The organism is Mesorhizobium sp. M0296 (assembly GCF_040321675.1).
Classification (GTDB): domain Bacteria; phylum Pseudomonadota; class Alphaproteobacteria; order Rhizobiales; family Rhizobiaceae; genus Mesorhizobium.
In genome coordinates, this window is sequence record NZ_JAMYRZ010000019.1 from 29139 (window position 1) to 48186 (window position 19048).

The following is a 19048-nucleotide window of genomic DNA, read 5'->3' on the forward strand; positions in this document are numbered from 1 at the left end:
CGGGAAAGCAAGGACACCGAAATGGCAAGCCTCATCCCCTGCCCGCATTGCGGGCAACGGCCCAAGGAAGAATTCACGATCAAGGGAGAAGCGCTGGCTCGTCCCGCCGCGGACGCATCGCGGGAGATATGGTTCGACTATGTCTACCTGCGCGACAACCTGCGTGGCGCCTACAAGGAATACTGGCATCACACGTCCGGATGCCGCCGCTGGCTGGTGGTGAGCCGCGATACCGCGACCCATGAAATCGAAGGCGTGCGTGACGCTGCCGCCCACAAGGAGGCCGCGAAATGACATCCTATCGTCTTGAGAAGGGTGGTCTCGTCGATCGCTCCAGGCAACTTTCCTTCACCTTCGACGGCAAACGCATGGTTGGCCTCGAAGGCGACAGTCTCGCATCGGCCCTGCTGGCCAACGGCCAGATGCTGATGGGTCGCTCGTTCAAATATCACCGGCCGCGCGGCGTGCTCTCGGCTGGCGCATCGGAACCCAATGCGCTGATGACTATCGGCCAGGGCGGACGTACGGAACCTAATACCCGCGCCACCATGCAGGAGCTCTATCAGGGCCTCGTGGCGCAGAGCCAGAACCGCTGGCCCTCGCTCGATTTCGATATAGGCTCCTTGAACGGTCTGCTGTCGCCGTTCCTCTCCGCCGGCTTCTACTACAAGACTTTCATGTGGCCAGCGGGCCTTTGGGAAAAGCTCTACGAGCCCTTCATCCGAAAGGCGGCGGGCCTCGGGAAGGCGAGCTACGAGACCGACCCTGACCGCTATGAAAAGTCCTGGGCGCATTGCGAACTGCTGGTCATTGGCGGCGGGGCTTCCGGCCTGGCGGCGGCGCTCACGGCGGGTCGCGCCGGTGCCCGTGTCATTCTCGTGGACGAGAATTCGATGATCGGCGGCGGCCTTTTGTCCGAGGCAGCCATAATCGGCGGCCTGACCGCCTTGAGCTTTGTCCGTCAGACAATCGCCGAACTTGAAAGTCTGCCCAACGTGCAGCTTCTCTCTCGCACGACGGCCTTCGGCTGGTATGACGGCAATGTCTTCGGAGCGATCGAGCGCGTGCAGAAGCATGTTGCCGACCCGCGCGCCGAAGCGCCGGTCGAGCGGTTGTGGCGCATCGTCGCGAAGCAGGCGATTCTCGCCACCGGCGCGGAAGAACGTCCGCTCGTCTTCGGCGGCAACGACATTCCTGGCGTGATGTTGGCAAGCGCCATGCGCGCCTATCTCAACCGGTACGGCCTTGCGCCTGGCAAATCCGTGGCGATTTTCACCACAAATGACAGCGGTTATGCCCTAGCTCGCGATCTCGTAACGGCTGGCGTCCGGCTTGCGGCGATCATCGACAGCCGGGCTTCGGGCGCGGCGGTCGCCGGCTACACCGGTTCCGCCCGGATCATTCGTGGTGGCTTCGTCTCCGACGCCAAAGGTGGAAAGGCGCTTTCGTCGATCACCATCTTCAAGGACGGCCGGACGGAAAAACTGGCCGTCGACGCGCTGGCGGTTTCCGGCGGCTTCAGCCCGGTCATCAACCTCGCCTTCCATCGGGGGGGCAAACCTCGGTGGTCGGATACAGACGGCGCTTTTGTGGCGGACGAGGACCGCAAGGGGCTTTCACTGGCCGGCGCCAGCGCGGCGGCAAACGGTATCGCCTACTGCCTCGAAGCCGGCTCCGCCAAGGCCGCGGCGTTGCTTGAATTGTTGGACCTGAAGGCGGAAGCGGCAACCTTCGGCGCGGTCGAAGGCGACATCATCGCTCCCCCAAGCAAACCGCTCTGGACCATTCCCGGCGTGAAGGGCAAGGCCTTCATCGATTATCAGAATGATGTACATCGCAAGGATATTGGCCTCGCCGTCCGTGAAGGCTACGGGCATGTCGAGCTTGCCAAGCGCTACACCACCAACGGCATGGCGACCGATCAGGGTAAGCTGTCCAACGTCAATGCCATCGGTCTGCTGGCGGAAGCTCGTGGTGTTTCTCCTGGCGATGTGGGCACCACGACGTTCCGCCCCTTCTACACGCCGGTTTCATTCGGTGCGCTTGCAGGCACGTCGCATGGAAAACATTTCCAGCCAGTACGCAAATCGCCGCTGCATGATTGGGCGGCAAAGATCGGTGCGACCTTCGTCGAGACGGGTCTCTGGTATCGTTCTGCGTGGTTTCCCCGGTCCGGAGAGACCGGCTGGCGCGAAAGTGTCGACCGAGAAGTGAAGAATGTTCGTATCAATGCCGGCCTTTGCGATGTCTCGATGCTCGGCAAAATCGAGATCACCGGCAAGGACGCCGCGGAATTCGTTGACCGCATTTACTGCAATGCCTTCAAGAAACTGCCCGTCGGCAAGGCCCGGTACGGCCTAATGCTCCGCGAAGACGGGTTCATCTACGATGACGGCACGACCAGCAGGCTCGCGGAAGATCGCTTCTTCATGACTACTACCACCGCCTATGCGGCGGGGGTCATAAACCACCTGGAATTCTGCTCGCAGGCGCTGTGGCCGGAACTCGACGTGAGGCTCGCTTCCGTCACCGATCAGTGGGCGCAAATGGCAATTGTCGGACCGAAGGCACGCCTCATCCTGCAGAAGATCGTCGACGAGGACATTTCCAACGATGCTTTCCCATTTCTAGGAGCCAAAGAGGTCTCACTGTTCGGAGACAGGCTTACGGGACGATTGTTCCGCATCTCCTTCTCAGGAGAACTGGCTTATGAACTGGCCATTCCCGCGGGTTTTGGGGAATCAGTGGCGGATGCCCTGATGGAAGCCGGCAAGGAACATGACATCTGTGCTTATGGTGTCGAAACTCTGTCGGTACTTCGTATCGAGAAGGGGCATGTCACGCACAACGAAATCAACGGCACGATCGTGCCCGGTGATCTCGGCTTCGGCCGGATGGTGTCGGCCACGAAGGCGGATTTCATTGGCAAGCGCATGCTGGAGCGCGAGGGGCTTAACAACCCGAACCGCCATCAGCTTGTCGGGGTCGTGCCGCTCGATCCCGCTACCTCGTTTCGCAGCGGTTCGCATATTCTCGAAAAGGGTGCGGCGGCAATGCTGGAAAACGACCAGGGCTACGTTAGTTCAAGTTGCTACTCGCCCCATGTCGGCTCGACCATCGGCTTGGCGCTCGTCAAGCGCGGCGCATCGCGTCATGGCGAGGAAGTGCAGGTATGGAACGGCATTCGCAACGAGTACACGACCGCTCGCCTCTGCAACCCGACGTTTGTCGATCCGGCCAACGAAAAGCTGAAAGTCTGAGGTCCCGATGTCCATGTTCCCGATCGAACACCGCTTTGCGCTGGGTAGCAAGCCCCCCATCCTCTCGACAGACGTGACGCTGACCGCACTTCCGGAAGGCCTTGTGCTGCAGGCGCTCTCTGCAACCGGGAGCGGCAATGTCGCTGGCATTATTGTTGCCGCGCTTGAGTGTGATGCCCTTGCTGTTAGAAGCATGTCGCCGGGCCAATATTTCATCGTGGGCGACGAGATAGGGTCGCCAGGAGATCTCGTCGACATCCTGCATAAGCTGAAGCCCCATGCAGACGTGGTCGACCAGAGCCACGGCCGCGTTCGAATAGCGATTTCGGGCGCCAAAGCCGCCTTGGTGCTCGCCAAGGGTACAGCGGTGGACCTAGACTTGAACGTCTTTCCGGTCGGCCATGCGACGACCACGCTAATCGGCCATATCGCGGTCGGCATCACAAGAACCGCTGAGCTTGAATTCGAGTTGATGGTGCTGCGAGGGTTTGCCGAAAGCCTCTGGGACGAGCTCGCCGAGCTCAGTTTAGAATATCGATGATTTGCAACTTCACCGATGTGAACCTTGTGCCGCTTGCGCAAATAGCTTTGCTGTAGAATAACGAAGTTAACTTCATGAACAAGCTTAGCTTAAATGTTAGATGCAACTGAGAACTACCCGAGGTGAACGGACGGTCGACGTCGGGCTGGCGGCCGTCGAACAGATTCGGCGTTGTACAAGAAGTCGGCGTTATCAGCTGTTAGGTCCCGGCTCCTAGCTAGGTGACATAGAACAATCCTGTGGGAGCGCCGCCCTATCCACTCCGCGTGAGAATCTGGTCGGGAGCAATGAACGTACTCAGGCTATTCGTGTGAAGACAGGACATTCGATTTTGCAACGGCCGACGGCGCTCGACGCTGCGCGGGGTTCCGTGGGTCGATTCAACGAGACCCGAAAGCAAGGGCTGGAAAGCATGCCCGCCAGGTTTAACTTTTTCCTGCTTCCGGCTTTTTCGCTGCATGCGTTTTCCTCCGCGATTGAAGTGCTTACGCTGGCCAATGAAGTGACGGGGCGAAACGCCTACGGTTGGCAGGTTGTTTCGGGCGACGGACAACCTGTGGTGTCGAGTTGCGGCATCACCATAAGCTCAGCCGTCGGATTGCAATCGGAGCGTGACCGTAACCGGCTATCGCCCGCAGCCCCGGTCGCGATAGTGTGCGGAGGTCGCTCCCTACCTCGCCATGACAACCAGTTGCATGCTTGGCTCCGAGAGTGCCGTAACCGCCGCACGCGCCTTGTCGGCATAGGCGGCGGAACCCTAGTGCTTGCTCGAGCTGGCGTTGCAGAAGGTCGTCGCTGCGCAGTGCACTGGGAGCAATTCCCGCTATTTCTGGAGGAATTCCCAGGCGTTATAGCGACGCAGGCGGCGTTCGAGAAAGATGGTGAGCTGTATACCTGCTCTGGCGCAGACGCATCCTTTGACACATTCCTGGATCTTGTTAGGCGCGATTATGGGGCTGCCGTCGTAAATCGCATCTGCGAGAGGGCCGTCGCATGTCGTGTTCGCTCGGTTGGGGACCGTCAACGCTTCCCGCCAAGTTCCCGCGTACGGTTCAATCATAGGGCAGTCATCGAAGTCATCGATCAGATGGAAGCACATATCGGCGATCCCAAGTCGATAGAGGGACTGGTGGCAGGGACTGGCGTTACACGCCGTCAAATTGAGCGACTCTTCAAGTGTGAACTAGGACGCAGTCCGAGCCGTTACTACATGGAACTTCGTCTGGAACGCGCGCACTTGCTGCTTCGCAGCTCGAGTCTGCCCGTTATAGAGATAGCGATAGCGTGCGGATTCGTCGCGGCATCACATTTCTCAAAAGTCTATCGGGCCATGTACGGCTGCGCCCCACATCAAACTAGATTGTTATCGCGCGGAGCTGGACAAGAGGTTTTGTTGCAAAGGGGCGTTGGTGCAGGGATCGTTTAGAGGCCGTCTTGAAACTCGTGCGTATGGTCAGCCGCAGCCAAAACACAAGGCCCAGCGTCATGTCGCGGCCGATGCCTGCTGCAAGGGAGAAATCCGGCTCCACGCACGACGGTTACGATGCGCGAATTCACAATGCCGCGCCGGATCTTCACCGGGAGACTTCCTGAGACAGGTTCAACCGAAAGCCCGTCGTACGGTTCGGGCGTAAACCAGCTGGTGATCGGCTTCGCTGTAGGTGGCGAGCCGGACTCGCGCTTGCCGGACAGGCTCGCCATGCCGGCAAGCCGCGACAGGCTATAGCGCGGATAGTCCGCGCGGCCGGGGTTCGAGCCGCCAAAAGCGCCGCGGGTGGTTGGCATCCACGACTGGGCCTGGTCGACTCTATGAACCTATTCGCACCGTCCGTGATCCTGCAACCTGTCGTAGCCGCCGCAAGCTACATCTTGCACGGGATGCCGACAGCGGCGAGATCACAGCGCGCGGCTGTCGCCATCGTCATTCCCCCTCGAGTCAACGTGGTCGAACTGACCGACGATCGACCTTCCGGCCAAAGGGACCAGCATATCGCCGCAATCAGCAGAGACGGCCGGATGAAATGGCAGGCCTCCAATCGCTACGGCAAATGCTCGCTCCGAGACCGGAATAGGCCGATAAAAGTCGATCATCGGGCGGCGTTTGCGGGCCACGGCCTGTTCCGTTCAGCAGACCGAAGTCGCCATCGGCTGCACCGTGTTGCCTGCGCACGCTCGAAATCCGCCCGCCGCAAGGCAAAGGAAGCGTTGCCCGCGCGTCATTAAGTTGCTCAAGCCTGCGCAACGCATTCCCAGCCGGTGTCAAATACTTACCGATCTCAGCCCTGTCTGGATCAGGCCCGAAGGGCGTCACGGAAACTTTCATTTCAAACTGAACTACTCTGTGTGCTTCACATTTCAGCAGCTGACGCACTTTGGCGCAAACCGGTCTCCCCCACACGTCATACTACTAAAAGAGAAACAATCTCGTTGAGCAAAGCGGGAGGATCGACACCGACCGCAGAAGCCTTTCTGCCAGTGGGCCGGACTGTCGAAGTCCCGCCAACCGCACCGACTTAGCCGCTCCACTCGGGGCGCGCCGAAAATCCGGAGAGAGCCATGGAAGATATACGCGTCGTCACCGATTTCCCGCGCAAAGTGCGCGAGATCGAGAATCTCTGGATTCCGATGCCAGACGGCGTGAAGCTGGCCGCCAGAATCTGGCTTCCGGAGGATGCCGAGGCCGATCCGGTGCCGGCGATTCTGGAATACCTGCCCTATCGCAAGCGCGACGGGACGGTGGAGCGCGATGCGCTGACGCATCCCTATTTCGCCGGGCACGGCTATGCCGGCGTGCGCGTCGATATGCGGGGCTCCGGCGACAGCGAAGGGCTGTGCAAGGGCGAATACTTGAAGCAGGAGCAGGATGACTGTTTGGCTGTCATTGAATGGCTGGCGAAGCAGCCCTGGTGCTCGGGCAGCGTCGGCATGATCGGCATTAGCTGGGGCGGCTTCAACGGGCTGCAGGTTGCCGCCCGCCGCCCGCCGGCGCTGAAAGCCGTCATTTCCCTGTGCTCGACTGACGATCGCTACAGCGACGATATTCATTATCTGGGCGGCGCCATGATGTGCGACAAGCTGAGGTGGGGAACCACCGCCTGGGCGGGCGCCATGACTCCACCCGATCCGCTGATCGTCGGCGACCGCTGGCGTGCCATGTGGGAGGAGAGGCTCAACGGCAACGGCATCTGGGTGCACGACTGGTTCGAGCATCAACGGCGCGACAATTTCTATAAGCATGGCTCCGTCTGCGAGAACTATGCCGACATTGATGTCCCGGTCTATGCCGTGGGTGGTTGGGTCGATGGCTATCCCAACGCAATCTTCCGAATGCTGGAGAAGCTGCCAGGTAAGCGCAAGGGCCTCATCGGGCCGTGGGGACATAAATATCCGCATTTAGCCAAGCCCGGGCCGCGGATCGGGTTCCTGCAGGAGTGTCTTCGCTGGTGGGACCAGTATCTGAAGGGGATCGACACCGGGATTGAAAACGAGCCGATGCTGCGGGCTTGGATCCAGGATCCTGCAAGACCGGCACCGATCTATGAAGAGCGTCCCGGCCGCTGGGTTGCTGAACCGTATTGGCCGGGACCAGGCGTGAAGAAACGGATGCTGCATCTTGCACCGCACCGGCTGAGTGAAACAAAGGGAAAGGACGAGGTGCAGACCATCTGCTCGCCGCAGATCGCAGGCCTGTCCTCTGGCTCCTGGTGCGGATATGGCGCCGTGCCAACGCAACCGATCGACCAGAGGACCGAGGAAGGCAATGCGCTGATCTTCGAGACGGAGCCGCTCACCCAGGCCGTCGAGATTCTGGGCTTTCCCGAATTCGAAGTGACGCTCGCATCCGACAGGCCTAACGCGCTTCTTTCGGCCACACTGTCACAGGTTTTCCCGGGCGGTGCGGCTTCCCGGGTGAGCTTCGGCATCCTCAACCTCAGCCATCGTCATGACGATCTGGAGATCGAGCCGATGGTGCCGGGAAAGGTCGAGACGATCCTACTAAAGCTGCGATGTTGCGGCCAGCGCTTCGAGGCTGGTGAGCGCATCCGCCTGGCGGTTGCCACCTCCCATTGGCCCATCGTCTTCCCGGTGGCGGAGACAGCAACCTTGTCGATCCATTGCGGGGCAAGCCGGCTAATCCTGCCAGTGCGCGAAGCACAACCGCTCGATACCACGCTGGCCGCCTTTCCCGGTCCGGAAAGCGCGCGTCCGATGGAGCGGAAGGTGCTTGTCGAGGCGGAACCCTTCGAGCGGTCTGTCTGCACGGATTACATCACAGGCCTCACCGTGCACCAGGTTATCAACGATGCCGGCACGATTCTGCATCCGCATACCGGCATCACCCAATCGGCGCGAAATGTCGACCGCTTCAGCATCAATCCGGACGACCCGAACTCAGCGGAGGGCACTTGCACCTGGGAATACACGTTCTCACGCGATAGTTGGAAAGCCAGTATCGCTGTGAGCGCGACCGTCAGGGCTTTTCGCGATGTATGGCGAATAGAGACCCATATGCTCGCTCACGACGGCGACGAGGTGGCGGTCGAGAGCAGAGAGGTGAAGGAGTGGCCGCGAGACCTCAACTGACAGCGACCGAAGGTGCAGGGATCGTTTAGCGGGCTGGGTTAGGCAGCACGGAACCGCTTGTGGTTTAGTCATGCCTTTCAAACACAATAGCGCGCGCCGCCATCGTATCGAGAAGATGAAGTTCAGGGTGACGAACTGGCCAGAATATGAGGCAGGACTTCGTCATGGTGGCAGTTTGACTGTGGGTGACGCCCGAAGCCCTGTTCAGGTGGCAAGCGCCAAGACGCGTGGCGGCCAGCCCCGCTATTCTGATCTGGCGATCGAGACCACCTTGACGCTGGGCCTTGTGTTTTGGCTGCGGCTGACCAGGCAGAAGGCTTGCTGGAATCGGTGCTGCAGCTGATGGGGCAGACGCTCGCTGTCCCGATCATCCTCCAGCCACTGGCCGGCGCCGTAGACCTGCAGGCCAGTGGTGTCAACAAGAACATGCACTGGTCCCTCCGGCGTAACCTGGCGATCATGCCGTTTGTTGGGCGATTGCCATGTCCGCGCCCGACGGCTCAAGGTGGAGAAGCACGGCACCAAATCACGTCGCAGCTGGCGCAAGCTGCCTCTTGCACTGGATGCCGACAGCGGCGAGATCATCGCCGCCCTGACTGATCAGGACACTCGCAACGCAAGACGAATGATCGTAGCACTCGCCCACAAGCTGCTCACCGCGTTGCGGCGCATGGATTTTTCATGGTCGGGATCAGCAACGGATCCCACCGAGTACAAGGTGGCGGCGCATCTGTTGCGTGCGATGGTGGGCTCCCCTCGGATCCTCTCAAATCAGCGGAGCTGGTTGAACCGGGCAGCCAAAATGGCTTGACAAACAAATCCCCATACAAGGTTCAATCAATGCCCATTCCGTTTGAGATTTGCGAAGCCACTATTCCCGAACTGCAGGTTGCGATGGCTTCAGGTCGCGTAACATCCCAAGGCGTCGTCAGTGCTTACCTTGCTAGGATAGAAGCGTATGATCGAAAGGGTCCCTGCCTTAACGCAGTAATTCGCTTGAATCAGTTCGTCTATGATGCCGCCGCCGCACTCGATGATGAAAGGCGGGCTGGTCGGGTGCGGGGGCCAATGCACGGAGTGCCGATCATCCTGAAGGACAACTTTGCGACATCGGAAATGCCCGCATCTGCCGGCTGTTCTGCATTAGCTAAGCTGTGGCCACGGAACGATGCCTTCCAAGTGAAAAAAATGCGTGAGGCGGGTGCCGTCATCTTAGGCAAAGCAAGCATGGATGATCTTGCTGAAACCATAACCGGGACAAGCTCGTTGGGTGGCCAGACGCGCAATCCGTACGATCTCAACAGGATTCCTGGAGGCTCAAGTGGAGGCAGCGGTGTAGCCGCTGCCGTCAGTCTTGCCGCGATTGCATACGGAACCGATACAGCCGGATCTATCCGCATACCCGCAGCTTACAATAACTTATTTGCGTTGCGGCCGACAAAGGGACTATCTAGTAACAGGGGCATCATACCTTACTCGCATACGCATGACACAGCAGGGCCGCTCGCCCGTACAGTAATCGATCTGGCGGTGGGGCTTGACGTCACGGTCGGACCTGATCCTGCCGATCCAAGAACGAGAGGGGCGGCATGTCGAGTGCCGTCCTTTATTGGAGCACTTGATGCGGCAGCCCTAAAGGGCGCCCGACTGGGTATCGTCGGTAACTTCTTCCGCGAAGCGGACGATGCGGAGGCGATGGGGGTCGTAGAAGCTGCAGTGAAGCGATTGAAGGAGTGTGGTGCTGTCACTCTTGCAATCGAACTTCCAACTCCGCTGGAGGTCGCGAACGGTGTAGTGTGGGATTACGAATTTAGGTCCGATCTAGCGGACTACCTCGCCGCCATCCCAAGCGCTCCTGTGTCGTCTCTGTCGGAGATCTTGAGTCAAGGATTGTTTAATCCGAAGCTGCGAGAACAGCTACAGCATGCGAATACCTCCGCCGGTGAAGACAGCCCCGAATACCGCCTCGCGCTCGCGCGTCGAGAAGGCATTCAGCGCGAGCTCTTGAGTATTTTTAACTTACACGGGTTAGATGCTCTAGCTTATCCGACGCTTCGAAGTAGGCCACCCCTCATCGGCAGTGTATCGCCAAAAACGAACACCAGCCTTAGCGCTGTAACTGGATTTCCGGCAATGGCGATTCCTGCAGGATTCACCTCGGACAATCTGCCGATTGGCATGGAGTTGCTTGGTCGCCCGCTGGGGGACCATCGCCTAGTCGCATTGGCTTATGCCTACGAGCAAGCAGTCAGGCCGAGACGATCGCCCAACACTACGCCGCCTCTAGGTGCTAGTGGTTCTCGCCTGACATAAGAGTCCGATTTGGAAGTCCCTTTCGCGGGAGCGCAGATAGTGTCCTGAAGGTTCTGCAAAAAGCTCTGAGGCGAAGGGCGGCCATGGCACGCTGGTGACGTTGCGATCACCGATTCCCGTGGAAGGGTAAGTGCCATGACCAAGCGAGACGTTAGACTGAGTAGAGGCGAGTTGAAAGCGTTGCTGTTGTCGGATGAGGACGGCTTTCGCAGAGTTTTGCAGACTGTCGTGCAGGAGGCTTTGGAAGCCGAGATGACGGAGGCGATCGGGGCCGAGAAAGGCGAGCGGACGACGGAGCGGGTTGGTTCCCGGTCCGGCTACTACGAACGCAAGCTTGTGACGCGGGTTGGCGTGCTGGAGCTTCGGGTTCCGCAAGATCGGGCCGGCCGGTTCTCGACGGAGTTGTTTGAGCGTTATCAGCGATCGGAGAAGGCACTGGTATCGGCGCTGGTCGAGATGTACGTGCAAGGCGTGTCAACCCGGAAGGTCAAGGCGATCACCGAGGAGCTGTGCGGCCATTCCTTCTCGGCCTCGACGGTGAGCCAGGCGACGGCGCGGCTGGATGAGGCGCTGGAGGCATTCTATGAGCAGCGGCTTGCCTAACCTTACCCGTACCTCATTCTGGATGCGCGCTATGAGCGGGCGCACAAGAAGGAGAACCTGAGGGCACTGGCTTGCTGCGGGGGACTGAGGACAGGTCGATCTCGACGGCCGCCGCTGGTTTCAGCCTCTTCAGGCGGGAAATCTTCTTCTCTCCCCGAGGGTGGGTAACGGCGATCTCGACGAAGGGATTCGTATCCCCGACCTGGAGATGGAGGTCAGGTATCACCTCGCCATGGTAGCGGAATTCCAGCGTTTCACGATCGACGATGATCTCACGCTCTTCGGCATTCAGGGACTTCATACCCGCCATGCGCGACGAACTGGCGGGGAATGGTAAGTCGCAATTCAGATCGGATGATCTCCTTGCGACGTGCGCCGCCTTCAGGTCATGTTGAGGACTAGAGCATGTCCTGTGATTGATGAATCGATTGTGATGTGACGGATGCGTTCTGTGCTGATTCAACATCCACTTTGACGGAGGTGGATGATGGGAAGAGCACTGAGCGGCGATCTTCGATCCCGGGTCTTGAAGGCTTCGGACGCGGGCATGTCGGCCCGGCAGGCGGCGGCGCGGTTCGGCGTCGGCATATCGAGTGCGATCCGGTGGATCGCACGGGCAAAGATCGGCGAGCGGATGCCGCGCCCGCAAGGCCGCCGACGTGCGTCCAGCCTTGATGCCCACGAAGCCTTCATCGTCGGGCTGATCGGTGAGCGCAAGGACATCACGCTGAACGAGATGGTAGAGCGGCTGGGGGACGAGCGGTCGGTGCGGATCAGCCGCAGGGCCTTGAGCGCATGGCTTCGCGGCCACGGGTGGACGTTCAATAAAAGTCCGCACACGCACTGGAGCAGCACCGCCCCGACATCCTGAAGCGCCGTCGCGCCTGGTTCGACGGCCAGCTCGATCTCGATCCAGCGAAGCTCGTCTTCATTGATGAGACCGGGTTGTCGACCAAGATGGCCCGTCTGCGGGGACGTGCGCCGCGCGGTGAGCGCAGCCGGGCCGGTGTGCCGCACGGCCATTGGAAGACCACCACCTTCACCGGGGCGTTACGGCTGACGGGCATGACCGCTCCGTTCGTCTACGACGGCGCCATGAACGGCAACGTGTTCCTAGCCTATGTCGAGCAGGTTCTGGTTCCGACCCTGTCGCAGGGCGACGTCGTCATCATGGACAACCTGCCTGCCCACAAGGCGGCCGGCGTGCGAGAGGCGATCGAGACGACCGGCGCGAGGCTCATGTTCCTGCCGCCCTACAGCCCCGACTTCAATCCGATCGAAAACGCATTCTCAAAACTCAAGGCTCTTATGCGAGCCAAAGCCGAAAGAACTATCAAGGCCCTGTGGGACGCGGTCGGCGCGGTCCTCGACCTCTTCACGCCAGCCGAATGTGCCAACTACTTCAAAGCCGCAGGATATGAACCGGATTAAACAGGATGTGCTCTAGTGCCGCCTTGCAGTGCTGGCAAATCAGACCGCAGGAAAGTCCGCGACTCGCCTTCGAGATGTAGATTAGCTTGCCGTTTTCGGGATCTTGACTGTTGACGAGGCGCGCGCTGTCGCTGCCGAACTGCCGGCGGATCTCGACGTCATGATGGCCCAGATTGATCGACATTGGCGGACAATAGCCGCCGGCATTTGATGGCCGCTAGTCCTTCAAGCAGGGATACGCGCCCCTAGGTTTCGCTTGTCGGTGATTTGTCTGGTCTATAGTGTGACCGACAATCCTAACGTGGTGCTGCAAGACCTTCGATCGTCGGCAATCCGACGTCCGCTGATCGGTACCCGAATACCAGAAGCTGCACGTCAGCTTCCGTGAAGATCCTATGGGGATGGAAGGCGACCAGCGCTCTGCCAGAGTGAAGTCGCCAAACATCACCTGGAGGATCTTGCCGCAATATTTGTCTCGTTAGAACTGTCTCGTTCAAAATGGCTCGTGACCTCGCTTTCGCCAGGTGGGGGCGAGAGAATGTCGAGACACCTCGTGTTGGGGGGCGACATTCCGGGTTTGCTCGATCACTTCGCAGAGCTGCAACGAAAGGCGGAAGTGCGGACAGGGCAGAGTTTCCGGGTCATATCAATCCAGGAAGCTGGTCTGGATGGATTCTGGATACATCAGGTCCTCGAACGCGAAGGCATCGAGAGTTATGTCGTCGACCCAGCATCCATTGCCACATCGCGTCGCCGTCGGCGGGCCAAGACCGACAGGATTGACGGGGAAGCACTGGTTCGAGCGTTGTTGGCCTACAAGCGCGGCGAGCCTCGGGTTTGCGCGATGTTGCGAGTGCCAACGCCGGAGGAGGAAGACCGTCGCCGGTTGGTGCGGGAGCGGAAGGCGCTGACGAACGAGCGGATCAGGCACGTCAACAGGATAAAGGGCCTTTTGTTCAGCCAAGGTGTGTCCGGATACGAACCGTTGAAAGGCGATCGACGCAAATGCCTCGACGCCCTCATTACCGGAGATGGGCGTCCACTGCCGCCAGCGCTCATGGCGCAGATCAGCCGCGAGCTTGATCGCATCGAGTTGCTGATCCAGCAGATCAAGGAGGTTGAAGAGGCACGCGACGCCTTGCTCGTCGCGGCAGATGAGCCAACACCGGCCCTGCTGCTCAGCCTCAAGGGAATAGGTCCGGAGTTCGCGGCCGTCCTGTGGTCTGAGGGATTGTCGCGCAAGTTTGACAATCGACGACAGGTTGCCGCCTACGCTGGTTTGGTGCCAACGCCCTGGCAAAGTGGGCAGATTAATTGCGAGCAGGGAGTCTCGAAGTCCGGCAATCCTAGGCTCCGGTCGACGCTTGTCCAGGTTGCGTGGCTCTGGGTGCGCCATCAACCCCAATTCCGCACTCAGCCAGTGGTTCAGGGCGCGGGTCATCCAGAATGGTGGCCGGTACAAGAAGACGGCGATCATCGCCCTCGCTCGGAAACTGTTTGTTGCGCTGTGGAAATACGTGAACGCCGGAGTCGTTATATAAGGAGCTCTCCTGACGAAACCATCAGCGTAGACGCCAATCGATCATAACAATCTCCAGGACCGATCAGGCCTGGCAGATCCTCGGTAGACGAACCGACGAAACTCATGGCCTCAAACAGCCGCTGCTGAAGAATGGTTTCGTCTCTTGGGTCCGAATCCGCCGCAAGCGGGATCATGGAACAGGTGCATGCGCCCTGACCGAATATAAGGTGGACTGGGTTCGTTCGCGAACCGCGTCACGCAAACGGACTCATCGAATGGGATCTACGGATTGCCCCGGAGGTACATGACAATGTCGACGTGATGCCGTTTGTAGTTGACCATCCCCATATAAGAGTTTCGGGCGCCAGCAGGCGTACGAAAGTCCCCGAAGAAGAAACCCGCGGGCCACGGGCGATGGCTATGGGGATTTCGGATTTCGGCAGATGTCGGCGATGGCGCGACCGCCGTCGGGAAGCTCTGGGTTGAATGCGGACAGACCGCTTCGTTGCGCCTCCGCGCGGTGTTGTCGGGATGGTGGGCGGCTGGGCGCGGCTGTGTCGGAGTCGATAGTCACCATAGACGTGCGTCGATCCGTTGACGGAGGCGGAGTGCCTGCAGTCCACAGCAGGGGCAAGCGGGCGAAAGTTGTCCGGTTTGTCCGTGGTGTCATCGTCGGACGGTGCAGCGACGTTCAGGAGTTCACCAGCAAGCGCGAGGCTGGCCTTGCGAGCAGACCCGGCAAGCAGGCCGCAATGCCGGATGCGGTGGAATCCCTTTGGCAACACAGCCCCTTGTCGTGCCACAACGACCGGGCCAAGGCACTACACCAGACCGACTTTGAAATCATCGAGAGCCGGCCCAATCCCGGCGCGGAGGAGCGTCACAACGCGCTTCGCCTGTAGCTTTCCCGTCGAACGATCGTAGATGGCGAGATTGGTCGCGCCATTGAGGCGCGAGGGGTAAATGATCCCGTCAGGCTTAGACGGTGCTCGTGAAACGTCACCGACCACCAGCGCGCCAAGTTCTGGCGCTGTGCCCGAACTACGTCGGTGGGAACACCCATCCTGACCGCATTGTCGCCCCTGAGGTCGACTAGGCGAAGGACCGCCGTAGTCGTGATCTCCGCATAGCGCCGTTGGGTCAGTTCCACCTCCTCTATCGGGAGGTCGTCGAATAGTCCTTCGCGCCGATCTCGGAGCACGGCCTCGAGGAAGCAAACCTTCAGAGAGTCGCCGAGGTAGAGAACGCCAAAACGGTTGGCAGCAACACGACGCCGCGGATCGCTGAAACGGCTCGCCGACTTCCCGTATCCGAGGGGATCAGAATAGGTGCTCCAGTAGATCCGACCGAATGTCCGCCCCGGCGGTATGGTCTCGATTTCGAGCTTTGCGCGCCCGAAATCGGGTGGAGGTGGGACGCCGGGCATTCAGTCGAAATCGCCCCTGGCTATGCCTTCCGCCGCGGCCAACACCGAGCCGTCATCGCCTTGCTGAAGGGCTCGGAGTCCCGTCCGCCCATCGAGCGCGCCATGGCGCGACACCAGAAATCGATAGACCGCCCAAGCACTATCGCCCAACGTCGCATGGAGTACCGGCAATGCCCCGAAGGGACGACCGTCCTTGTCGAGTTGCCAGACAGGAAAGCGGAAGCCGCGCTTGGCGCCATTGACCCCGAGCACCTGACCATTCTGCCGCTTGGCGTTGACCGTCACCCGCGACGTGCCGAGCAGCTTGGCAAAGGCTTCCGCACTTAGCATGTCTTCGCCGGCCACAATTTCGGCGACACGCTTGCGACCGCGTTCGCGCGCCTTGGCGAGCGCCGCTTCAAGCTCAGCGTCGGGCTTGCCCGTATCCTCGACGGGAAAAGCATCTGAAGCGCTCGGCTGTTCCTCGACCGGCGTGATCGTCTGCGCGCCGGCGGCCGGATCGACCTCTACCCGGAACGATACGCGATGGCCGATCTTGCGGCTGCGTGCGATCGCCTCCTGATAGCGTTCGAGCAACACCTTTTTGAAATCGGCCTGTGCCGGCAACTTCGTGGTAAAACTCAGGGCGGCAACTCCCGCATGGGATGCGGTCCCGCTATGATTGCTGCGTTTTGGAGCGGCCATGATGACAACCTCCTGCTGTCACCAATATGGTTACCGATCGTAAGTTCGTCAAGTTAGATAATTTCGTAAAGATGATGTTATCGTGACCGACTGAGGCTCACACAATCCCCCACGCCCTAAACCTTCCCCTACCCGTCATCTCGCGCAGCCCAAGCTCACCGACCAGATTCAGCGCCCCCTGTTTTGTCACTTTTAGCCCCTTCTGAACCATGCCAGTCGAGACAAGTGGCCGCGAGAGCACCAGCTCGACCAGGTCGGAAAGTTTTGAACTGACGCGCCGCTCCCGCAGCCGCCGTTCCATTTGGCTTTTCGCCATCACCAGCCGGTCATGCTCTTTCAACCCGGCAAGCACTGCCTCGTGGATGGCATCGACAAAAGCCAACAACCGATCTGAGCGATTGCGCGCCCGCCGCCGCTCTCGTGGAATGTTCTTGGCGCCGAGATGCAGGCTGGCGAGGTGATTGCCGGCAAGACCCTCCTGCCGCAACAGCGCGGCAACGAACAGCGGCCCGAGCCACGTGGCATGCTGCAGCACCTCGATGTCCGACCAGGCCTCGAGCAGGACGGCGGCGCGCAGGATGACCGGCAGATCGCGGGTTCTGGCGATCACATCCCGCCATTCGGCGAGCCGTTCTTCTTCATTCCAGTCGAGGTCGTAGATCAGGTCGGGCCGCTCGTCCGAACGCGGCGTCCTCGCCGGCACGTCGGCGCCGCTCAGAATCTTTGACGAGCGCGCCAGTACAGCATCGATCTCGGCAAATTCTTCAGCCAAAAGATCGTCCTCACCATCGTCCCGACCGTCGGCTTCAACGGGGCTGGCTCCAGCCCCCTCCCCTTCCCGATTGTTTTGGCCCTCCGCCGCCGGCATCGCGCCGTCCCTGCCGGTCAGGGCCAAAAAACCGTCGCGACTGAGCGCCCAGTCCGGCTTTTGGCCAAAAATGCGCCGACGGGTTCGCAGCACCGCGTGGGCGCGGGTGAGTTCGTGGGTCGGGGTGCGAATGTCCATGTGAGCGTCGTGCAGGACGAGGTCCTCAAGATGTACGAGTTCGCCTTCGAGCCAGAGCGCGGCGGCGGCATCGGCGAAATGCTGGCGCTCGACAAACCCTTCGCGCACCGGCGAATGGGCCAGCCGCTCATCGAGCCGGGCGAGCGCCTCCGTCGCGCGGGCCACGGGTCCTATCAGGGTTTCGAGGGACAAAAGACCGATGTCATAAGCCATTGTTTTCATGATGGCTGATTCGCGATAGTCAAGCTATCTGGCATTTAGGTTGACTTGCAGGGGATTTTCTCAGGCGGGCTTATCACTATCGATAATCACCTCATATCGGGACTGTACAGCACCACGCCCTAGGATTCTCTGGAGCCTGAAAAACGGTGCTTTTCAGGCTCACCGAGGCCGTAGGGCCGATGCAAAGGGCGCCTAAAGACGTTTACAACCGATCGTTTGTTGATATCTTCGGAGTCTGTACAAACGCCTCTTTCCGATGCTGAGAGACGCCGCGAATGGCCCGTGAAGCGCAAGATCGATGCTCCGGACGACCAAGAGGCCGGCAAATCGGCTACGCGCGCGTGTCGACGGACGAACAAGCGACGGAAGCGCAGGAGATTGAGCTGCGATCGGCCGGTTGTGACGTCGTCGTTCAGGAACATGGATCCGGTGCGTCGAGAGCTCGCCCTGCCCTACTGCGGTTGATGAGCGACATCGGCGCCGGCGATGTCCTGGTCGTCGTGCGTCTCGATCGCCTTGCGCGCTCGGTCAGCCATCTTCTTCAGGTGATCGAGGATCTGACTGAGAAGGGCGCGCATTTCCGATCTCTGCGAGATCCAATCGACACGTCGACTCCACAGGGCATGTTTTCGCTACAGGTACTCGGCGCCGTTGCCCAGCTCGAGCGTGCACTGATTTCGGAGCGGACCAAGGCGGGCATCATCGCTGCACGATCGAAGGGGCGGCTGCCAGGCAATCCTGGTATCCGGGAGCGCAGGCCCGAAGCCCTGGCGAAGATGACAGCGGTGCAAAAGGCAGCCTATGCCCGACGGCTACAATCAACGATGAACCAGTGGCTTCCGACAGTCCGCCGGATGCGACCAGACCACAACTGGGACGATATCGCTCGGGTCCTGAAGCAGCGCGACCTCGACTGGACGCCTGAACGGCTGCGGCGGGCGGTGAGGTGGCTGGTCACCGAGCACCTGGCCGAATCCACACTGCTAAAGCGGGCGTCTCCTCTGCCTCCCGAAGATCGCCTGATGACTCTTGTGGCAGGGATTTCGCAGTCTAACCCAGACCTGTCGCTCCGCGACATCGCTGGCCAGCTCGAGCGTCTGCATGAGCGAACCCCACGAGGAAGCGCAAAATGGTCTGCCTCCTCAGTCAAGAACCTGCTCGATCGAGCCCGCCGGCTTGGACTCGTCGCCGAACTACCCGCGAGCTGACCGTCATTCCACTGCAGAACAAGTCGTCAGTTTACGGTCCGTGGCTGACGCTCGACATTCCCGAGCCGCTTGTACACGGCCCAGGCATCAGCTGGAACAGCGCTGCCGGCCCGCGCCAGCCAAGCCGCACGATCGGCTTCGGTAAGCGAATTCCACCACGCCATCCCGGCGGTTTCATCGGGCGTCGGTTCCGGGTCGTGTTGGTTTTTCATGCCTTCGATGCTCTCATAAGACGCTCGTCCCGACAA

General features: G+C 60.2%; 15 protein-coding genes and 5 pseudogenes. 12 read left to right on the forward strand and 8 right to left on the reverse strand.

From position 1 onward, the window contains the following. Window positions 1-21 precede the first annotated feature (21 nt). From NKI97_RS18980 to NKI97_RS18995, 4 genes are all read left to right on the forward strand, one after another. Window positions 22-294, forward strand: coding sequence for a sarcosine oxidase subunit delta (locus NKI97_RS18980; RefSeq protein WP_352835844.1), 273 nt, complete (start codon window positions 22-24; stop codon window positions 292-294). Next, window positions 291-3260, forward strand: a complete 2970-nt coding sequence (locus NKI97_RS18985) for a sarcosine oxidase subunit alpha family protein (RefSeq protein WP_352835847.1) — start codon at window positions 291-293, stop codon at window positions 3258-3260. Before NKI97_RS18980 ends, NKI97_RS18985 begins: the two co-directional genes overlap by 4 nt. Window positions 3261-3267: 7 nt before the next feature. Further along, the gene (locus NKI97_RS18990; protein WP_352835849.1) at window positions 3268-3801 is read left to right on the forward strand and encodes a sarcosine oxidase subunit gamma family protein; all 534 of its coding nucleotides are present in this window, start codon (window positions 3268-3270) and stop codon (window positions 3799-3801) included. 412 nt (window positions 3802-4213) lie between these two features. Next, on the forward strand, window positions 4214-5227 hold the full coding sequence (locus NKI97_RS18995; protein ID WP_135914071.1) for a GlxA family transcriptional regulator: 1014 nt from the start codon (window positions 4214-4216) through the stop codon (window positions 5225-5227). On the opposite strand, the gene NKI97_RS19000 is transcribed toward NKI97_RS18995, so the two are convergent. Further along, window positions 5224-5586 carry a hypothetical protein gene (locus tag NKI97_RS19000; RefSeq protein ID WP_352835852.1) on the reverse strand — a complete coding sequence of 121 codons (363 nt, stop codon included), beginning with the start codon at window positions 5584-5586 and terminating at the stop codon, window positions 5224-5226. The genes NKI97_RS18995 and NKI97_RS19000 overlap by 4 nt on opposite strands. A gap of 90 nt (window positions 5587-5676) precedes the next feature. Here NKI97_RS19000 and NKI97_RS19005 point away from each other — a divergent pair. The 5 genes and pseudogenes from NKI97_RS19005 to NKI97_RS19030 all read left to right on the forward strand — a co-directional run. Then, window positions 5677-6024, forward strand: a pseudogene (locus NKI97_RS19005) (IS5/IS1182 family transposase); the annotation flags it as partial. Window positions 6025-6357: 333 nt separating this feature from the next. Beyond that, window positions 6358-8385, forward strand: coding sequence for a CocE/NonD family hydrolase (locus tag NKI97_RS19010; RefSeq protein WP_352835855.1), 2028 nt, complete (start codon window positions 6358-6360; stop codon window positions 8383-8385). A gap of 115 nt (window positions 8386-8500) precedes the next feature. Next, window positions 8501-8992: pseudogene (locus tag NKI97_RS35510) on the forward strand (transposase); the annotation flags it as partial. A 287-nt stretch (window positions 8993-9279) separates the two neighbouring features. Continuing rightward, the gene (locus tag NKI97_RS19025) at window positions 9280-10698 is read left to right on the forward strand and encodes an amidase family protein (RefSeq protein WP_352836051.1); all 1419 of its coding nucleotides are present in this window, start codon (window positions 9280-9282) and stop codon (window positions 10696-10698) included. Between the two features lie 135 nt (window positions 10699-10833). After that, a pseudogene (locus tag NKI97_RS19030) lies at window positions 10834-11298 on the forward strand (transposase); the annotation flags it as partial. 16 nt (window positions 11299-11314) lie between these two features. On the opposite strand, the gene NKI97_RS19035 reads toward NKI97_RS19030, so the two are convergent. Beyond that, entirely contained in the window at window positions 11315-11602 is a 288-nt protein-coding gene (locus NKI97_RS19035) for a hypothetical protein (RefSeq protein ID WP_352835857.1), read from the reverse strand. 186 nt (window positions 11603-11788) lie between these two features. Here NKI97_RS19035 and NKI97_RS19040 point away from each other — a divergent pair. Next, window positions 11789-12732, forward strand: a protein-coding gene (locus NKI97_RS19040) for an IS630 family transposase (RefSeq protein ID WP_352836054.1) whose coding sequence is annotated in 2 segments (ribosomal slippage) — window positions 11789-12128 and window positions 12128-12732 — 945 coding nt in all. Because the reading frame shifts where the segments join, the coding sequence is not laid out codon by codon here. On the opposite strand, the gene NKI97_RS19045 is transcribed toward NKI97_RS19040, so the two are convergent. Next, on the reverse strand, window positions 12704-12916 hold the full coding sequence (locus tag NKI97_RS19045) for a hypothetical protein (RefSeq protein WP_352835860.1): 213 nt from the start codon (window positions 12914-12916) through the stop codon (window positions 12704-12706). The two genes, NKI97_RS19040 and NKI97_RS19045, sit on opposite strands and share 29 nt — an antisense overlap. Window positions 12917-13180: 264 nt before the next feature. On the opposite strand from NKI97_RS19045, the pseudogene NKI97_RS19050 reads away from it, so the two are divergent. Next, window positions 13181-14273: pseudogene (locus NKI97_RS19050) on the forward strand (IS110 family RNA-guided transposase). A gap of 599 nt (window positions 14274-14872) precedes the next feature. Here the strand turns inward: NKI97_RS19050 and NKI97_RS19055 are convergent. From NKI97_RS19055 to NKI97_RS19070, 4 genes and pseudogenes are all read right to left on the reverse strand, one after another. Beyond that, window positions 14873-15039, reverse strand: a pseudogene (locus NKI97_RS19055) (IS91 family transposase); the annotation flags it as partial. Between the two features lie 95 nt (window positions 15040-15134). Further along, window positions 15135-15680 (reverse strand): RES family NAD+ phosphorylase, encoded by a 546-nt coding sequence (locus NKI97_RS19060; RefSeq protein ID WP_352835862.1) that lies wholly within the window; start codon window positions 15678-15680, stop codon window positions 15135-15137. Further along, window positions 15681-16364 carry an XRE family transcriptional regulator gene (locus tag NKI97_RS19065; protein ID WP_352835864.1) on the reverse strand — a complete coding sequence of 228 codons (684 nt, stop codon included), beginning with the start codon at window positions 16362-16364 and terminating at the stop codon, window positions 15681-15683. Window positions 16365-16461: 97 nt separating this feature from the next. Continuing rightward, window positions 16462-17583 carry an RHE_PE00001 family protein gene (locus NKI97_RS19070; RefSeq protein ID WP_352835866.1) on the reverse strand — a complete coding sequence of 374 codons (1122 nt, stop codon included), beginning with the start codon at window positions 17581-17583 and terminating at the stop codon, window positions 16462-16464. A gap of 284 nt (window positions 17584-17867) precedes the next feature. Between NKI97_RS19070 and NKI97_RS19075 the strand changes: the two genes are divergently transcribed. Further along, the gene (locus NKI97_RS19075) at window positions 17868-18800 is read left to right on the forward strand and encodes a recombinase family protein (protein ID WP_352835868.1); all 933 of its coding nucleotides are present in this window, start codon (window positions 17868-17870) and stop codon (window positions 18798-18800) included. A gap of 26 nt (window positions 18801-18826) precedes the next feature. Here NKI97_RS19075 and NKI97_RS19080 read toward each other — a convergent pair whose 3' ends face one another. After that, window positions 18827-19012 carry a hypothetical protein gene (locus NKI97_RS19080; protein ID WP_352835871.1) on the reverse strand — a complete coding sequence of 62 codons (186 nt, stop codon included), beginning with the start codon at window positions 19010-19012 and terminating at the stop codon, window positions 18827-18829. Window positions 19013-19048 lie beyond the last annotated feature (36 nt).